The sequence below is a fragment of the Geosporobacter subterraneus DSM 17957 genome (assembly GCF_900142145.1).
Taxonomy (GTDB): Bacteria; Bacillota; Clostridia; order Peptostreptococcales; family Thermotaleaceae; genus Geosporobacter; species Geosporobacter subterraneus.
In genome coordinates this window covers 1-17,215 of the sequence record NZ_FQZV01000019.1, presented here as the reverse complement: position 1 = coordinate 17,215, position 17,215 = coordinate 1, and the positions used below count along the sequence as shown (strand labels likewise).

Sequence of the window (17,215 nt, the reverse complement as noted above, 5' to 3'; positions counted from 1 at the left end):
GCTAGTATAGTTTTGCCATAATAGGGAGGAGATTACAGGAATGAAAATGACATTAAGATGGTTTGGAAGCAAATATGATACCGTAACCTTAAGACAAATAAGACAGATCCCTGGCTGTGTAGGTGTTATTTCAACGCTTTATGGTACAAAGCCCGGAGAGGTATGGAGTAGAGAAGCGATCAGAACCATGAAGGAAGAAATAGAAGCAGAAGGACTTGAATTGAGTGGTATTGAGAGTGTAAATATACATGATGATATTAAAATTGGCCTTCCTACAAGAGAACAATATATTGCAAATTATATTGAAACGCTTGAAAATCTTGGCAAAGAAGGGATCGATTTAGTATGCTATAATTTCATGCCTGTATTTGACTGGACAAGATCTGACCTTGCGAAAGAAAGGCCTGATGGATCTACAGTCCTTTCTTATGATCAGGAACTTGTGGATAAGATTGATCCAGCTAAAATGTTTGAAGAAATGGATGCCAATTCTGGTGGATTTATTCTGCCTGGTTGGGAACCAGATAGACTTGCAAGGGTAAAAGAACTATTTGAAATGTATAAAGAAGTAGATGAAGAAAAGTTATTCCAAAATCTTGTATATTTCTTAAAGGCCATTATGCCAACCTGCGAAAAATATGGAATCAAGATGGCCATTCATATGGATGATCCGGCATGGTCTGTATTTGGCTTGCCAAGGATTGTAAATAATAAGGAAAATATTCAAAGAATATTAGATGCAGTTCCCGTAATGAATAATGGTCTTACATTATGCACAGGTTCTTTAGGCTCAAGCCCTCACAATGATATTCCAGATATGATAAGAAGCTTCAAGGGAAGAATTCACTTTGGTCATGTAAGAAACGTCATCCATCTTGCACCAGGTAAGTTTGACGAGGCAGCCCATCTATCTTCTGACGGTTCTTTAGATATGTTTGAAATTATGAAAGCATTTTATGATATCGGTATGACCGGACCTATTAGACCGGACCATGGAAGGATGATTTGGGGCGAAAAGGCGATGCCTGGTTATGGCCTATATGATAGAGCTTTAGGTGCAACCTACCTAAATGGATTATGGGAAGCAATAGAGAAGTCAGCTAAAAAATAAGCTAAAGTATATCAATCTATAGCTATTCGATAAAAACCTATCAGACATCTCTATCTTAGGGCTGTCTGGTAGGAGTATATGTATGAATATTACTTATGGATTTAATGGAAAAATGAAACTAGAGAAAGAGGTGAACTAGTAATGAAGTTAAATTTAAAGGATTTAACCGATGAGAAGGTGTGGCAAAACGCAGAGTTTAAGTTGCCTAAATTTAATATTGAGCAAGTCAAAGCAAATACGAAGGCAAATCCTGTCTGGATTCATTTTGGTGCAGGCAATATTTTTAGAGCATTTATAGCAAATGTACAGCAAAACATTTTAAATGAGGGTAAGAGTGATAAGGGGATCATTGTAGCAGAAGGATTTGACTATGAAATCATAGAAAAAATGAATAAGCCCCACGACAACCTAAGTGTGCTTGTTACCCTAAAGTCAGACGGAAGCATAGAGAAGACGGTTGTAGCCAGTATTGTAGAATCCTTGATTGTAGATGCACAGAATAAGGAAAACTGGGATAGGTTAAAAGATATTTTTGTTAATCCAAGTCTGCAAATGGTAAGCTTTACAATCACAGAGAAGGGATATAGTTTAAATGATGCCAAGGGAGAATACTTCCCTGCGGTAGTTGAAGATTTTAATAATGGGCCTCAAAGTCCGGTAAGTTATATCGGTAAACTAGCTTCTCTTTTATATGAAAGATACATCAATGGAAAAACACCACTTGCACTAGTGAGTATGGATAATATGTCCCATAATGGAACAAAGCTTTTCCATGCGGTAAATGACTTTGCCCAAAAGTGGGTAGAGAATGGACTTGTAGATAAAGGCTTTGAAGCTTATATCAACGATCCTAAATCTGTGGCTTTCCCATGGAGTATGATTGATAAGATTACGCCAAGACCCGATTCAAGCGTAAGAGAGATGCTCGCAAAAGAGGGCTTTGAAGATGTAGAGGATGTTGTTACATCAAAAAATACCTATGTGGCACCCTTCGTGAATGCAGAAGAATCGGAGTACTTAGTTATAGAGGACCTATTCCCGAATGGAAGGCCTAATCTTGAAGAGGGCGGGGTTATCTTTACCGATAGAGAAACCGTCGATAAAGTGGAAAAAATGAAAGTTTGCACTTGCCTTAATCCGCTTCATACAGCACTTGCTATATACGGCTGTCTGCTAGGCTATAGGCTGATATCAAAAGAAATGAAAGATCCTGAATTGAAGACATTGGTAGAGAAAATAGGGTATACAGAAGGTTTGCCTGTGGTGGTAGACCCAGGAATTATTGATCCAAGGAAGTTTATTGATGAAGTCCTTCAAGTAAGGATTCCAAATCCATTTATGCCGGATACACCCCAGAGAATTGCCACAGATACTTCGCAGAAGCTAGGAATTCGTTTTGGAGAAACTATAAAAGCTTATATAGCAAGAGAAGATTTAAATGTTACAGATCTAAAGCTCATTCCCCTCGTGTTAGCTGGATGGTGCAGATACCTGATGGGTATCGATGATAATGGAGATAAAATGGAGTTAAGTCCAGACCCGCTGCTCGGAGAGGTAGTACCTTATGTTACAACGATTGCTCTTGGAGATAAGGGGCCATTCCATGACCAGCTTAAACCTATCTTATCCAATGAAGCCATATTTGGTGTAAATCTTTATGAGGCAGGCCTGGGAGAAAGAGTTGAAGTATATTTTGCAGAATTGGTATCGGAAAAGGGTGCAGTTAGAGAAACACTAAAAAAATATGTTTACTAAATAGATCATCCTTAAGAACAAGTTATCATTTCTACTAAAGCAAAGGAATTATCTATTCATTACAATAGCCTGTACCGTTGGATAAGTGAATATAATGAATATGGGGAAAGTGCGTTTCCAGGCCATGGAAGCGCACTTTATAATTCTCAATATGAAATCAAAAAGCTTAAACGTGAAAATAAAAAGGTTAGAGCAGCGTTGGAACTGTTAAAAAAATTCCAATTAAAATAAATAGGAGGGTTATTCGTGCGTGTATCTTATGATGAGCTGAAAAGTGAACTTAAAAGAGTGCTTATAAGCAGAGGCTTTGAACCAGAAGCTGCGGAGATGGGAGCGTCCATAATAGCAGACAACAGCCGTGATGGAGTACATTCCCATGGTTTAAATAGGTTTCCTGTTATTGTAAAATCTATAGATGAAGGTATGATTAAGCCTGATAGACGCCCGGTGAAGCTGAATAGCGTCGGAGCCCTTGAACAATGGGACGGACAGCTAGGCTTTGGTCCAATAAATGCGTGCATTGCCATGGACAGGGCTGTTGAATTAGCGGGACAATACGGTTTAGGATGTGTTGCTCTTAAAAACACGAATCACTGGCTTCGTGGAGGTACCTATGGATTAAGGGCTGCCAATGCAGGGTGTATCGGTATTTGCATGACAAATACATTCCCAAATATGCCGCCATGGGGTGGTACGGAAAAGCGTGTTGGCAACAATCCCTTGATTATATCTATTCCGGAAAGTAGTGGAGGGCACGTGCTATTGGACATGGCTCAGTCTCAGTTTTCCTTTGGAAAGCTGCAAACCTACGCCCTTGCCGGAAAGAAGCTGCCGGTTACGGGAGGCTATGATAAAGATGGAAATTTGACTAGCGACCCCAATGCCATATTAGATGGCGGTGAGGTTCTTCCTGCAGGCTATTGGAAGGGATCTGGACTTTCCATAGCCATTGACATGGTAGTTGCGGCACTATCCGTGGGCAAATCTACCTACGATATGAGGATGAGCAAAAATGATGCAGGCATTTCCCAGGTATTTATCGCCATTAATCCCACAGTTTATGCAGGTGAGGATTATGCTGATGCCTATATTGAAAGTATGTCTGCGTATATTAAGACATCAGCAAAAAAGAGCGGTGTTACCGATATCCTTTACCCGGGAGAAAGGACTGCCAAAGCACGGGAAGAAAATATGAGAGAAAAAATTCCCGTAAACCAGGAAATGTGGGAAACATTGCTGAAGCTATAAAGGGAGCCATTGTATGCAAAGGGGACGGTTCCTTTAACAGGATACGAGCAATAATGAGATGCCATATCAATCTAAAAAGACAGGTAAGCAATCATATTTAATGTAAATATGTGCTTGCCTTTTTAAAATCTAATAGTTTTTTTAGGAACGACAAACTCTTGGCCTATATAATGGGATGAGTTTACCGAGTAACCCGATCAAGTTTTATCATAGGCATTATTTTATGAATATAACTGTTTGCTTGGTAAGTTTATGAAGCTGAAAGTGAACAAGCTCTTGAGAGAGCTGCTTAGAAAAAAGAGAGGTCAATTAGTACAAATTAAGAAACTTCCTTGAATGCTAGGTTGTCTTTTATTGACAAAGTGGTAGGTTAGCATTATAATTTAGTTAGTTAGACTAACTAAATTAATGGAGTGAAAAATACAAATGAAAGAGTATATTATGACCGCAACAGAGGAAGTGGCAATGTTTTGCCGATTGCAAATGAATATCAAAAAACATTTACCAATTAGACCCAGTGAAATGGGAGTGCTAATTTATACATCAAAGCATCAAGAAGCTGTGACACCATTGATGATTAGTCAGTTTTTTCAAATCTCAAAGCCTTCTGTAACAGCTATGGTCAACTCATTAATCAAACAAGATTACTTAATGAGAACTGCGTCTGCCACTGATGGGAGAAGCTACACAGTTTCCATAACGCCAAAAGGTCGTAAATTAGTTGAAAATACATATGATGAGTACCTCAGTGCCATGGCACTTATTAAAGAAAAAATGGGAGAAGGGGACTTTAAGCTATTTGTTCAATTAATAATACGGGCAAATGAGATATTAAAAGAGGAGAGAGGCCAATGAAAGTATTGGTAACTGGAGCATCAGGTAATGTAGGCAGCTATGTAGTGAAGGAGTTACTAAATCAGGGAGAGAAGGTAGTTGCTGCAGGGACAAATATTGAAAAGCTAAAGAAATTATTCGGAGAGCAAGTTGATGCTGTAACCTTTGATTTTACTGATAAAACTACATATAATGAAGCTCTAAAGGGAGTTGATCGCGTGTTTTTAATGCGGCCACCCCATCTAGGAAAACCAGAAGATTTATACCCTTTTATTGATTTAATGAAAGCTTATAACATTAGACTGGTTTCGTTCTTGTCTTTAATGGGAGTTGAAAATAACACTATTCCACCTCATTACAAGATTGAAAAGTATATTGAGAAAACAGGACTTCCTTATGCACACATTCGTCCAGGATTCTTTATGCAGAATATCTCAGGAATTCATTCAGTAGAGATTAGAGAAAAAAATGAGATTTTTGTTCCGGCAGGAAATAGTAAAACGAGCTTTATCGATGCAGCAGATATAGGATTGGCAGTGGCAACTTTACTCCATGATCCTGAAAAGTATATAAATACTGCCCATACTATTACAGGAGCAGAAGCTCTAGATTACTATGAAGTAGCAGAAATTTTAAGTAAGGTAACTAAAAGAAAAATCACTTATAAAAAACCTGGTTATTTAAAATATAGAAGTTACTACATTAAAAACAGAGGTCTAGAGAAGGAATATGTTAATGTGACTGTAGCTCTTTATTTTATGACGAGAATGGGAACAGCTAAAAAAGTTACAAATACCTTATTTGAGTTAACGGGAAGAAAACCTAAAACATTTGAGAATTTTGTAAGGGATAATATAGACTGCTTTGTTTCAAGAAAATAATTAAGGATGCTAAGCAGTCCAAAGGCAATCCTTTTGATTGAGTGCAATAAGATAAAATTTATTATTCAGAATGGAGGAATCAAGATGTCCTTTATAGAGGGAGTGGTCTATCCCCGGGGATAGGTTTTGTTAAAAGGTTTACACAATAACTTTCATTTGTTATATTGTATAAGAGTATAATGTGATACCGCATGTAGAAGCGGTCAGCTGCTGCAATTTCGTATATATTTACAATATGCTAACAAGAACACACCATTCATTTGGAGACTGCTTGCTTAGTAAGGCAGACCCATAATGGAGACGGTACTTTCATTAAAAAGCATTGCAAAAAGATTTGAGTTGAGTCTTCAGAAGGATTAATTAGGAGGATAAGCTATGAAAATTTCAAAGAAAGATGCGTTGATATGGTTTGAATTGTTTGCTCTAATGCCTGAGGAAGAGGAAATTAATACAAAACATGAAGAAATCATTTACTCTACCTTTGCACAAATTGAGGCAGCGATCGATCATAGAAATGATACGTTAATATCGAAAATTAGAAGCTTGAAAACGTTGGAGAATAGAACTTTTTTTGTGGGAAATGAAAGCAAATTCCCAAAAGGATGTCGTTCTTGTCTGTTGGGCACTGGTTTGAGTGCGGTTAGGAAAACGAATAAATGTAACTTAGAGTGTAAGTTCTGTTATAATTATGGACAACTAGAAGATATTCCTCCAATTGGCGAAGATATGTGGGAAATTGGGGGCACTAAATTTTATGAGAAAGATATTGATTTACTTCTTTCCATCCACCAGAAACCCTCTGGCATTTCCTATGTTTATTTAGAGCCATTCATGGAAATTGAAAAATACTATTCGGTTATAAGGAAGTTTAGTGATGCGGGGATTCATCAACATCTATACACAAATGGTACTTTAGCTACGGAAGAGACATTGAAAGCATTAGGTGAAGCCGGTCTTAGCGAGATACGTTTCAACTTAGGTGCTTCTAAGTGTTCAGACAAAGTTATTGAAAATATTGGAATAGCGAAAAAATATATTGAAAATGTAGGTGTTGAAACTCCAATGACTCCTGAGTTTTTCCAAGCATTTTTTAAGAAAAAGCAAGCGATCTTAGAAACAAAACTCGATTTTATCAATTGTGCAGAATTACATTTAAATGAGAATAACATAGACAATTATTATGGGGAAAACATGTATATTTCCAGACACGGCTATATATCTCCGATTTGGAGTAGGGAATTAACTCTGAAATTCATGAAAAAAGCCGATGAAGAAAACTGGGATTTAGCAGTTCATGATTGCTCAAACTATACAAAATTTGCTAGGGGTTTAAATTTAAGCAGCAAAGCAGGTATGTGGTTCGGAGCCAGTAATTATGCCTGTGAGTTTTCTAGGATTCCATACGAAGTATTTTTACCAATTCTGCGTGATGACAAATTCAAATTTTTAAGTGAGGAAGAATTGCCTGACGGTTATAAACCAGTGGGCAATTAGGGACGGTCCTTGCTTGCTCTAGTTCTTATTGCAAAAGATGGTGAAGAATTGGACGGTGACAGAATTTTAAATGAATAGTACCAGCAGTTTTGCGATGCCTTTGAGTCCTCAAAGATAAAGCATAAGATAAGATGGCCTGAATTCCACGAAAGATATGCTAAAAGAGAATGAACCCTACACAGTGCTCCTATGACTACTTACTGTGCAGGGTTATTTTTCTGTTTCTAAAGTATCTATTGCCTTATCACCCTATAGGTGCCTGAGTCTTTTTTACAAACTAAGATGATTCCATAAAATAACAAAATCAGACACCTTGGATCCTAGGTATACTAATTTTATGACAAACCAACATCCTAGGAGGCGTCTGATATGATTAATATATCAAGGATCATAGAGCTATTTTTATATGCGAAGTTTCAGTATATTAGTTATCCCTACTCTTCTCAGCTTGTCATCTGATATTTTGCCTAAATTCGGTGCCTTTTTCAGTTCATCCATTTATCTTTTCACTCCTTGATATTGTATTGCTAAGATTAGAATACCTCATAAAACATGACAACAGGATGTCAGCTTTTGTAAATACCAGACTTTTTATTATCTCTGAATCCTTTAAAAACACTGTTAAACGCCTTTATTAATACAGCCAGCAGAAATGCTATCCCAAAATTAGGAATAGTTATACCTTTTATAAACTTATCTGCCAGTATTACAATCCAGGTATTTACAATTAAACTGAAAAAGCCTAGGGTAATTATGTTAAATGGAAGTACTATAAGAAGCAGCAGCGGTCTCAGAAGTAAATTTATTACCCATAATATGATACTAAAAATAATAATAGAGGTGATGCCGTCAGCTTCAATAAATAGAAATATATTGGACAATAAATATAAGCTTAAAATACTGGCTAACAGCCTCCATAGTTGTCTTTCCATGTTCTTTTCACCCGCCTATAAAAATTCCACTGCAACATATATTTCTTTTGTATCTACCTCTACCAGCTTAAAGCTTCTATGCTTACGCAGTTCATAGAATAGCTCCTGAATGAGTTCAAAGGCCTCTCTTAGAGAAAAATTATTCAGCGGAACGTAATCCGATTTCCATTTCAGTAATTTTTTGTTCCAGTCCGGGTGCAACCTTTCAAAAACCCACAGCCAATCTTCAGCTATTTCAAGCATTTCATCAAAGACTATAAAGGCTACAGGAATAGTAAGCTTCATTTTTCTTCCATGTTTGATTTTAATCAGCATTATTTTACTTAAGGCTGACTTAGTCAACATAAACTTCCACCTGAATTCTTCCCTGTTCAGGGTCAGTTACATCAACATCCACCAGCTTTCCATCGGACAGTCCCTGATCGATCAGCTGTACCATTTCATCAAAATCTATTTTTGAAATGTCTATTCCTTTTTGTTCCATTTGTTCCTTTGCTTCCTTTGGAACCATCCCTATGCCCATATTCACAAACTTTGAGGCAACCTTTAGAAGACTTAATGGTATGTTTACATCTACTTTTTTAACATGAGCCCCATCCCCTGTTACCCTCACTCTTAAGAAACGCTCTTTCATGTTTGCACTTGTTTTACTTAATGATAAAGTTTTCTCAGGTTTATCCGCCTCCTGAAGAGCGTTAAGTAGCTCTAGGCCTTCTCCTGAGGAAATTTTACCTTCCTGAATCATTTCCAGTATTTTTAGTTTTTCATTTTCCATAACAACCATCCTCCATATTATTTATTTTCCTAATTTACGAAGCTGCTGAGCCGCTTCCTGGGGGCTTAATTCTCCATTTTCCAACGCATTAAGTATTAACTGTCTTTTTTCACTTGTAATTTGGGAGTTCTTACGTTCTTCTGTATAGTCTCCCGTTTTATCAATGCTGTATCCAAGAGCCTGTATTACACCTTCAAGTCGATTCCGTACAGTGGGGTAAGAGATACCCAGTTCTTTCTCAACATCTTTAATATTGCCGCGGCATTTTATAAAAACCTCGATGAATTCAAGCTGTTCATCGGGAAGCCTGCAGAATTTACAGCCGGTAAAGTGTCCTTCCAATTTGGTTTTACAGGTTGAACAACCTAGACTTGTAATTTTCAGCTCATCTCCGCAGATAGGGCATTGACCCGGAGCTTTATAGTTCACTTTATCACCTTCTTATAAACAATATCTTCCTTATCTAATCAAATAATACTCCTTAATATTAATATTGTCAATATTAATATTAATATTTTTAATGTTTTAATTAATATTTTTAATATAATTTAATTAATAAACATAATCGTGGTAGATCGAGTAGATTGAATGAGTAGATTATGAAATAAACAGGAGAGAATAAACAGAAAAAAAACGTAAGACCCTTCGTACCTCAGGATGACAGCTGCACCCTGACAAGAAAAAAGTCTTCCTTATAAAAGATTTTAAAAGAAGACTTACTTGTACGAAGTACATGTGATCCTGAATGCTATGAGGATCTTACTTTACCCTAAAAATCCGAGGAAACAATTAAAAACGGTCTGCTTGATCACCAAAAATGATCTCACAAACCGTTTATAAGTTTTTTAACACGTTGAGTTTACAAACATATAGTTAATCTACTGCTCTCATCTTTATATTACTGTCGCCATTATCTGTATATACTGAATAGAATGTTCCGCCAAGATTCACTATTGCTACCACTGACCCTTTTACCACTACATCATTATATACCTGGGATGCTCCATTATAATGGATTTCTAGATTTGATGAGGATTTTCCGCCTACCACAATATCTATGCCATCAGTTGCAATAGAGCAAACCGACGAACCTGACAGGTTAACAGTATCTGCAAAGCTGATTGCACCTCCACTTTCACTTAATACTGATGTTTTGAATCCAGATTGATTATATAGAACGACTATTGTATTTCCGTATGCCGCTAAATCAAATAGATCAACCGTATCATTAGCCGTAGCTGAATAGGTTGTACTGTCACCATTGGCAGTGCCTGACTTAGCGTTTACCCCATAATAATGAGATGTTACTGCTGGCATTCCTGAATCTCTATATTGCTGGTACTCATGGTAAGTGATCATATATTCTCCATTTGAATTAACAGTAATGAATGAACCCTTTAAGTACCTAAAAATAAACCAAGGAGTTGTTGAATTATCTCTGTATCCATAAGCAATTACTTCTTTATTAAAACTTCCGCTTGTATTGTTAGCATACATGATATCTTCATAATCCCAAAGTCCATAGTTATAACCCTTCGTATCTGTATAAGTAATATGTGCATACCCATCAGTGTCTACTGCAATGTCAGGTTTAGAACATGCACCTTCATCATTACTTTCTATGAATACCTCTTCAATCCATGAACTTCCATCAAACACCTTATATCCTATTTTTCCAGATGTTGTATAGACAATATGGGCATTCCCTGATGAATCAATAGCTATTCTTCCATCTGTACCACTCCCAACTTCTTCTTCACTACTCCAAACTCCATTTTTATTTTCACTATAATAAATTGTTCCTGAATTTGTATAAATTACTCCAACAAAATCAGGTCCTGAAGCTGCATGAAGCATATCACCTATGGGACTCAATACAACCTCTTCCTTCACAGTTACGGTTGCTGTTACCTCCAGCAGTGTTGCTGGATCGGTTTGCCCTACTCCTGATGGTAAGCTGAAGCTTCCTGTGGCTGTATAGTCTCCGGCTGTATTGCCATCGTAGTCTTCAATACTCCAGCTTAAGCTTACTGTATGACTTCCTCCATCACTATCTGTTATGGTTGTTGTTCCTGCCAGTGCTGCCTTTGCATCTGCCTCACTTGTACCATAGTCCACTTCTACGTTTCCTACGGCACTAATACTGGCTATGGTTGGTAATATGGGAGGTACATGAGTATAACCCTGCCATCTTAAGAACGGATATCCATCATTTTCATCTGGATTGATTCCCCAAATACTGTCAAATTCCCAGTCAACAAATGTTGTATTCTCTTTCATCTCTTCTGACGATTTTGGTACACCTTTTTCTGTATCTGTTTTGCCTGTTGTATCTTTATCATAGTAACTGCTTATAACACTTCCCCAATCATCAAGATAGCCAGCAAGACCTCCTAAATAACTAGATCCTGATACTGCCCCTTTTGCATAGGTGTTTACAATGCTGCCAGATGCTCTTCCTACCAGGCCTCCCACATGCTCTACTCCGGATACTTGCCCTAAAGAGTAGCTGTCTTCTATGCCACCTCCACTGCTTAAGGATCCTACTAAGCCTCCTACATTCCGCTGCCCTAATACAGCTCCTGTAGCATATGATCTAATAATTTCAGAGTTATACCCACTTTCTCCTACCAAGCCCCCAACATAATAACTACTAGAACTTCCATCAGGTGAACCGGTTACATTTCCTGTGGCATAACACTGCTCTATTACTCCGCTCCAATTTTCTCCTACCAGTCCGCCTATTTCCTCATGACCTGACACATTGCCTGTGGCATAGCAGTTAAAAATGGTTCCTCCACTATTGTACCCCACTAAGCCGCCCACATTATAAACATCGGTTTCTCCTTCTATGTTCTTCACTGTTGCTGTGCTAAAGCTATTTTTGATCTCTGCTGAACTTGTGAGACTCTTACTATTATCTCCTACTAAGCCCCCTATTCTAGATCCTCTTCCCATTACTATACCACTAGAAAAGCAGTTATCTATTATGCCTGTGCTGATTCCTGCTAAGCCGCCGATATACATGGAACCAGTAACTTCCACATTTAATGCAGCACAGTTCTCTATTAAACCATTGTTATTGCCAACTAAAGCCCCTGTATAGTCATTACCAAAAGCTTGAGCTGTGTTTAAAGTTATGTTCTCTAGAACAGCTTCCTCACCTGTTAATCCAAACAATCCCGTATACCGTTCATATAGATTGAAATCCGGTCGATTTATTGTCAGATTTGAAATGGTTTTGCTATTACCATCAAAGCTTCCTGTAAATGGGTTGTTATAATTTCCAATGGGCTTCCAGCCATTCCCACCATGATACCCTGCGCCATTTTCACTCACATAATCATTCAGGTCTATGTCTTCTATTTGTCTATAATGCTTATCAAGATATTTGCGCACATTGTTTAGATGCTCCACTGTTGCAATTTCATAAGGGTCCCCCAGAGTCCCTGAACCCCCTGCAAACTCAGGTACATGCTCATAGCCCTGCCACATCAGAAAAGGATATCCATTATTTACTTCTGGGTTTAGTCCCCAGGTCGAACCAAATTCCCAGTCTTCATATGTACCCTGTGCCATCATTTCTTCTGTTGTTTTGTAGGTTCCGTCTCCCCATTGACCTGTGGTCTCGTAATTATAAAAACTATTTGTAATTACTCCTGTGTTATTATTTCCAATTAAGCCACCTAATTCACTACTCCCTGTAACAGATCCCATAGCATAACAATTTTTGACGGTACTACTAAAATGCAATCCTACAAGTCCTCCTACATTTCTATCTCCCTGTACTTCTGCCGTAGAGTAGCAGTTTTCTATGATTGCTCCATTCGTTCTTCCTACAAGACCACCAAAATAGTAGTTATTGTAATTATTATCTAATCCCTTTACTAATCCTTCTGTATAGCAGCCGGCGATTTCGCCATTGCTTTGACCTACTAAGCCGCCCATGTTATTATTGGCACTAACGCTTCCTTCAGAATAGCAATTAAGGATGCTCCCTTCATTAAACGATACTAGGGCGGCCACAAATGAGTTTCCTGTTATATTCACATTGTCTAGTCCAATATTCCTAACAATTCCCTCAGGTGCTAAGTATCCAAATAGAGCCTGGTACATTTCAGAGCGATTTATAGTTAGATTACTGATTGTAAATCCATTCCCATCATAAGTACCTGTGAATCTGTTGCTAAAATCACTTATGGGCTGCCATCCTTCTCCCTCATTCCATGGAGCAACCCCTAAGTCTATATCTGCCACCTGTATAAAATGCTTATCTAAATAGTTCCTCACTTTATCCAATTGCCCTGCTGTAGCTACTTTGTACGGATCAGCCTCAGTTCCTGACCCACCAGCAAAATCAGATAGTGTTTCAGGAACTATTGTATAAACAGCAGTCAGTACATTACTGTTTGTCATTCCAGCCTTAACGGCAATTGCCTTTATTGTAACTGACTCTGTTATGGTTATTGCACCTTCATACAGAGTACTGGAAGCAGTGGGGGTACTGCCATCCAATGAATAATAAATGGATGCACCGGCTGTAGTGGTAGTTAAAGTAATTTCTGTGCCCCCTGCTACAGCTCCAGCTCCTGGGTTAGCTGCAGGTGTGGCAACCTGTTGCACTGTTGACCCACCGCCGCCACCACCACCGCCGCCAGAGGTTGGTATGAGGTTCTCAGGCAGGTTTGTATCATAGCTTGAATCTCTTGCCACATCCCCAGTTGCTTTCTTTATTCTGCCTTCATTATTAAACTTTGCCTTCATATGAATCACTGCTTCTTCAACAATTGTTTCTCTAGAAGTTGTAATTACTGTACCTTCAGCCTTCTTATCTATGGTCAATCTGCCTATTGTTGTTTCGCCTTGAGTAGTAATGCTAACTCCTTTAGCCCTTACAGTAACATTTTCAAAAGAACCCTTTAATATTACTTTATTATCTTCAGTTTCAGGTTCTATAATAACATCTGTACCTTTAGCACCAATGGCTATAATACGTATACCACCCTTTACCTTTTGAATAATAATTCTTTTATATTTACCTCCATCAATTTCTACACTGTCAGCTCCGCCTCCACGGATAAAGGTATCTCCTTCAACCTCAACATTTTTCAGATATACTTCACCATCACCAACTTCTTCTCCTATGATAAGACTTCTTTTAATTATCATGTTTTGCAGGGTAACACCCTCCGCTTTAATCATTACATCTTTATCGATGACTTCTGTGTCCATTAAATTACCATAAACCCCACTCTTATCGATTATAAGTATATCCTGTAAAACATTAAACTTTTCCATCATTGCTTTGTTCAGTGTCACAATAGCTTCTGCTCTTGTAATAGGTATGCCTGCCTTGAAGCTTCCATCAGGATAACCTGACATATATCCTTTTCCTACTACTGCACCCACTTGACCTTTACTCCAATCTGGTATCTTTTCTGAATCGGTCAATTGATCTGCTTCCTTTGAATCCTCTGTCAGGTTCATAATGTTAGCTACCATGACAGCAGCCTCCTGGCGGCTGATGGGGTTTTTAGGTTTTATTGAACCATCAGGGTATCCTCCTATATATCCTGCTGCTGCTGCTTTCTTTACATCTTCTGAAAACCAGTCTGTGTTCTTTACATCACTATACTGGGCAGAGGTTTCTGCTGTAAACCCAAAGGCCTTGTTGGCAAGAACCATAAATTCTGCCCTGGTTATGGGATTATTAGGCTTAAAGCTATTATCAGGATATCCAGTGGCAAGCCTTTGCTCTATCCATTTTTGAATAATCTCCCCAGCCCAGTGATTGTCAATGTCATTGCTTTGCGCCAATCCTACACCAGAAGTCATGGATATCAGCATGACAAAAACAAGGATGAAAATAATACTTTTTCTTACAGCTGCTTTTTTCATATTCTCCCTCCTTCATAAATTATGGATGTTTTTAGCTCATCATTAAAATAAGGCAGCTCTTTTATACCAATGATCACTGCTGCCGTATTGTTAGGAAATGTTAAAATAAACTTATTGTATATAGTAACTGCATTATTATAAAGTTGAATGGACTCTTCCAGTTTTTCCTCAAGTCTTGCAAATCGTTGCTTCAGTTTGACAAAATCCTCATCTGAACTAAGATATTTATAGTGCTCGCTAATCTTAATTAACCTGATTAACTCGGCTCTATTATTCAGAAGCATATTTAATTGTTCCCCCTCGATCTCAATCCTCGATTTCTTATTTGTAATACTGTTGTAAAAGTATATAAGCCATCCTGAAATAACGATGATTATTGACAGTAAAATTCCCACTATTAAATGCGGCATGGAATTCCTCCCTTGTGTGATTTTCCATTTATCAGATAATCTTCATAATCAAAATATATCTGTTTTAGAATCATGAGATAACACATAAAAGGGGTAGTTTTAGCTATAAATAACCCCACACAAAAAGGGTAGGGCCTAATTTAGAAACAAAAACTAGAAAAACCCAGGACAATTATCCCAGGTTTTTCTTTATACCATTTTAGTTTTCAGCAAAAATTTTAATCAACTCCATTTTACTGTTAATATTCAACTTTTGATATATGTTTTTCACATGATATTTCATTGTATTTTCACTAATAACCAAGCTTTCCGATACAGCCTTATAGGTATACCCTCGCAATAAAAGTTCCACAATTTGAGTTTCTCTTTCTGTAAGCTGTTTATATACTTTAAAATCATCTATAATTCTTTTCCTCTCACTTTCTATCATGCTGGCAAATTCAACTAAAAAGACATGATTTTTTAACAGCCGGCTAAGCTTATTATTCAATATAGGTAATAGTATAATTATTATAAAAATAATCACCAATGCTATAATAGAAGCTTTAAAATAACCTCGTTCAAAGGTAACTATGTTACTGCCTGCGATCCCTCCAATAAGTATCCCTAATACATTCATGGATAGTCCTATTCCAAATATCTGAACAGGATTCTTCCAATAATCAAAAAAACTACCTAGAATACTCCACCAAAATAAATCACATACACCAAAGGCTCCCATCATCAGTGTATTTATTAATAGGTAGCTTAAAACCGATCTGTTAAGCCCCATAAATAAGATGAATGAAAGTCCAATCATTGTCAGTGCAATATATAATACATAGGCTTTATTAATTTTAGAAGGTAAATTTCTGAGAAGCAGAAGAGCAAGAATATAGGGTACTGCCCAATAATAGCTTGTTAGCAGCGAAAGATGTTCAAAGGCAGGATTCACAACTTGATACATGAGTCCGGAATTTATCGTAATAATTAAAATGAACAAGCACAAAAACAGGAGTGGATTTAAAATGCTTGGAATATTGTCAGGCAAAGCCTCTAAAGCTTTCTTAGATAACCTCACGTCAGTCTTGGCTTCTAACCTGAATGATAAAAGAAGCGAGCTGAGAAGAGCTCCAATTGATAATGTAAGAGCAGCCAGACCCGATACATTAACAGCCATTACATTGATGAATATCATTAGGACATTGGAACAAATCAGCACATCTGCTATAGTTCTAAGCCGTTCCCCTGCTGGTGAATAGTTTTTAAGATAAAATCCCCAACTAGCTACAAAAAGTCCAGAAAAAAACGCCACAAAAAAAATGGAAATATACCACAGCCTAGAAAATGGGAGATAAAAAATAAAGCTTCCAGCGATACATACAACAGTTGATGTAATCATGGTCATTTTTGCTGCAATTTGTTCTTTAATAAAAAAACCACTTGTAAATAAGCCCGCAAAGTTTGCAAATACAGCTAATATATTATGTGTGATCCCATGGATTTTTGAGTTTTCCATAAGGGTATATAGTACCTGTCCTTCAAAAGGAACTGATAATAACCAGCAGGAGAACAGGCAAAAACACAAAGAGGACAATGTTCTCTGATTTAAATCAAATTTCATGATTGATATACTCATACTTTAATGTGCTCCTTTCTCAGAACTTTGATTTTAAAGAGCTAAGTATTATATATCATTTTAGCATAAGAGTCTATTTTTGCATATGTAATCTAGTGATATTAGTCCACTACAATAATCCTCCACCACTTTACAAGTGATGTAGTGATTTAAAAACAATTCCATAAAATAACAAAATCAGACACCTAAATCCTAGGAATACTAATCCTATGACAAACCAATACCCTAGGAGGCGTCTGATATGATTAGTATATCCCAT

General features: G+C 37.4%; 14 protein-coding genes. 7 read left to right on the top strand and 7 right to left on the bottom strand.

The features are described 5' to 3' along the window. Positions 1-40 precede the first annotated feature (40 nt). The 7 genes from uxuA (at position 41) to BUB56_RS08155 (ending at position 7,323) form a co-directional block, all read left to right on the top strand. Complete coding sequence (gene uxuA, locus BUB56_RS08185; protein ID WP_110940837.1) at positions 41-1,111, top strand: mannonate dehydratase; 1,071 nt, start codon at positions 41-43, stop codon at positions 1,109-1,111. Between the two features lie 141 nt (positions 1,112-1,252). After that, positions 1,253-2,866 carry a mannitol dehydrogenase family protein gene (locus tag BUB56_RS08180; RefSeq protein ID WP_110940836.1) on the top strand — a complete coding sequence of 538 codons (1,614 nt, stop codon included), beginning with the start codon at positions 1,253-1,255 and terminating at the stop codon, positions 2,864-2,866. A 24-nt stretch (positions 2,867-2,890) separates the two neighbouring features. Then, entirely contained in the window at positions 2,891-3,097 is a 207-nt protein-coding gene (locus BUB56_RS20370) for a transposase (protein ID WP_110940888.1), read from the top strand. Positions 3,098-3,112: 15 nt separating this feature from the next. Further along, on the top strand, positions 3,113-4,114 hold the full coding sequence (gene yiaK / locus BUB56_RS08170) for a 3-dehydro-L-gulonate 2-dehydrogenase (protein WP_110940835.1): 1,002 nt from the start codon (positions 3,113-3,115) through the stop codon (positions 4,112-4,114). 426 nt (positions 4,115-4,540) lie between these two features. Then, complete coding sequence (locus BUB56_RS08165) at positions 4,541-4,969, top strand: MarR family winged helix-turn-helix transcriptional regulator (protein ID WP_110940834.1); 429 nt, start codon at positions 4,541-4,543, stop codon at positions 4,967-4,969. Continuing rightward, complete coding sequence (locus BUB56_RS08160; protein ID WP_110940833.1) at positions 4,966-5,829, top strand: SDR family oxidoreductase; 864 nt, start codon at positions 4,966-4,968, stop codon at positions 5,827-5,829. The genes BUB56_RS08165 and BUB56_RS08160 overlap by 4 nt, the downstream gene beginning before the upstream one ends. Before the next feature lie 375 nt (positions 5,830-6,204). Then, positions 6,205-7,323: a radical SAM protein gene (locus tag BUB56_RS08155; protein WP_110940832.1), complete on the top strand. Its 1,119-nt coding sequence runs from the start codon at positions 6,205-6,207 to the stop codon at positions 7,321-7,323. A 566-nt stretch (positions 7,324-7,889) separates the two neighbouring features. On the opposite strand, the gene BUB56_RS08150 is transcribed toward BUB56_RS08155, so the two are convergent. From BUB56_RS08150 to BUB56_RS08120, 7 genes are all read right to left on the bottom strand, one after another. Then, positions 7,890-8,255, bottom strand: coding sequence for a phage holin family protein (locus BUB56_RS08150; protein WP_110940831.1), 366 nt, complete (start codon positions 8,253-8,255; stop codon positions 7,890-7,892). Positions 8,256-8,270: 15 nt separating this feature from the next. Next, positions 8,271-8,600 (bottom strand): hypothetical protein, encoded by a 330-nt coding sequence (locus tag BUB56_RS08145; protein ID WP_110940830.1) that lies wholly within the window; start codon positions 8,598-8,600, stop codon positions 8,271-8,273. Next, positions 8,590-9,030, bottom strand: coding sequence for an SHOCT-like domain-containing protein (locus BUB56_RS08140; RefSeq protein WP_110940829.1), 441 nt, complete (start codon positions 9,028-9,030; stop codon positions 8,590-8,592). The genes BUB56_RS08145 and BUB56_RS08140 overlap by 11 nt, the downstream gene beginning before the upstream one ends. Positions 9,031-9,051: 21 nt before the next feature. Then, positions 9,052-9,459: a DUF2089 domain-containing protein gene (locus tag BUB56_RS08135; RefSeq protein WP_110940828.1), complete on the bottom strand. Its 408-nt coding sequence runs from the start codon at positions 9,457-9,459 to the stop codon at positions 9,052-9,054. A gap of 444 nt (positions 9,460-9,903) precedes the next feature. Continuing rightward, entirely contained in the window at positions 9,904-14,928 is a 5,025-nt protein-coding gene (locus tag BUB56_RS08130; protein WP_110940827.1) for a GLUG motif-containing protein, read from the bottom strand. Continuing rightward, on the bottom strand, positions 14,925-15,338 hold the full coding sequence (locus tag BUB56_RS08125; RefSeq protein ID WP_110940826.1) for a LemA family protein: 414 nt from the start codon (positions 15,336-15,338) through the stop codon (positions 14,925-14,927). The genes BUB56_RS08130 and BUB56_RS08125 overlap by 4 nt, the downstream gene beginning before the upstream one ends. A 199-nt stretch (positions 15,339-15,537) precedes the next feature. Further along, the gene (locus BUB56_RS08120) at positions 15,538-16,956 is read right to left on the bottom strand and encodes a response regulator transcription factor (protein ID WP_110940825.1); all 1,419 of its coding nucleotides are present in this window, start codon (positions 16,954-16,956) and stop codon (positions 15,538-15,540) included. Positions 16,957-17,215: the final 259 nt, after the last annotated feature.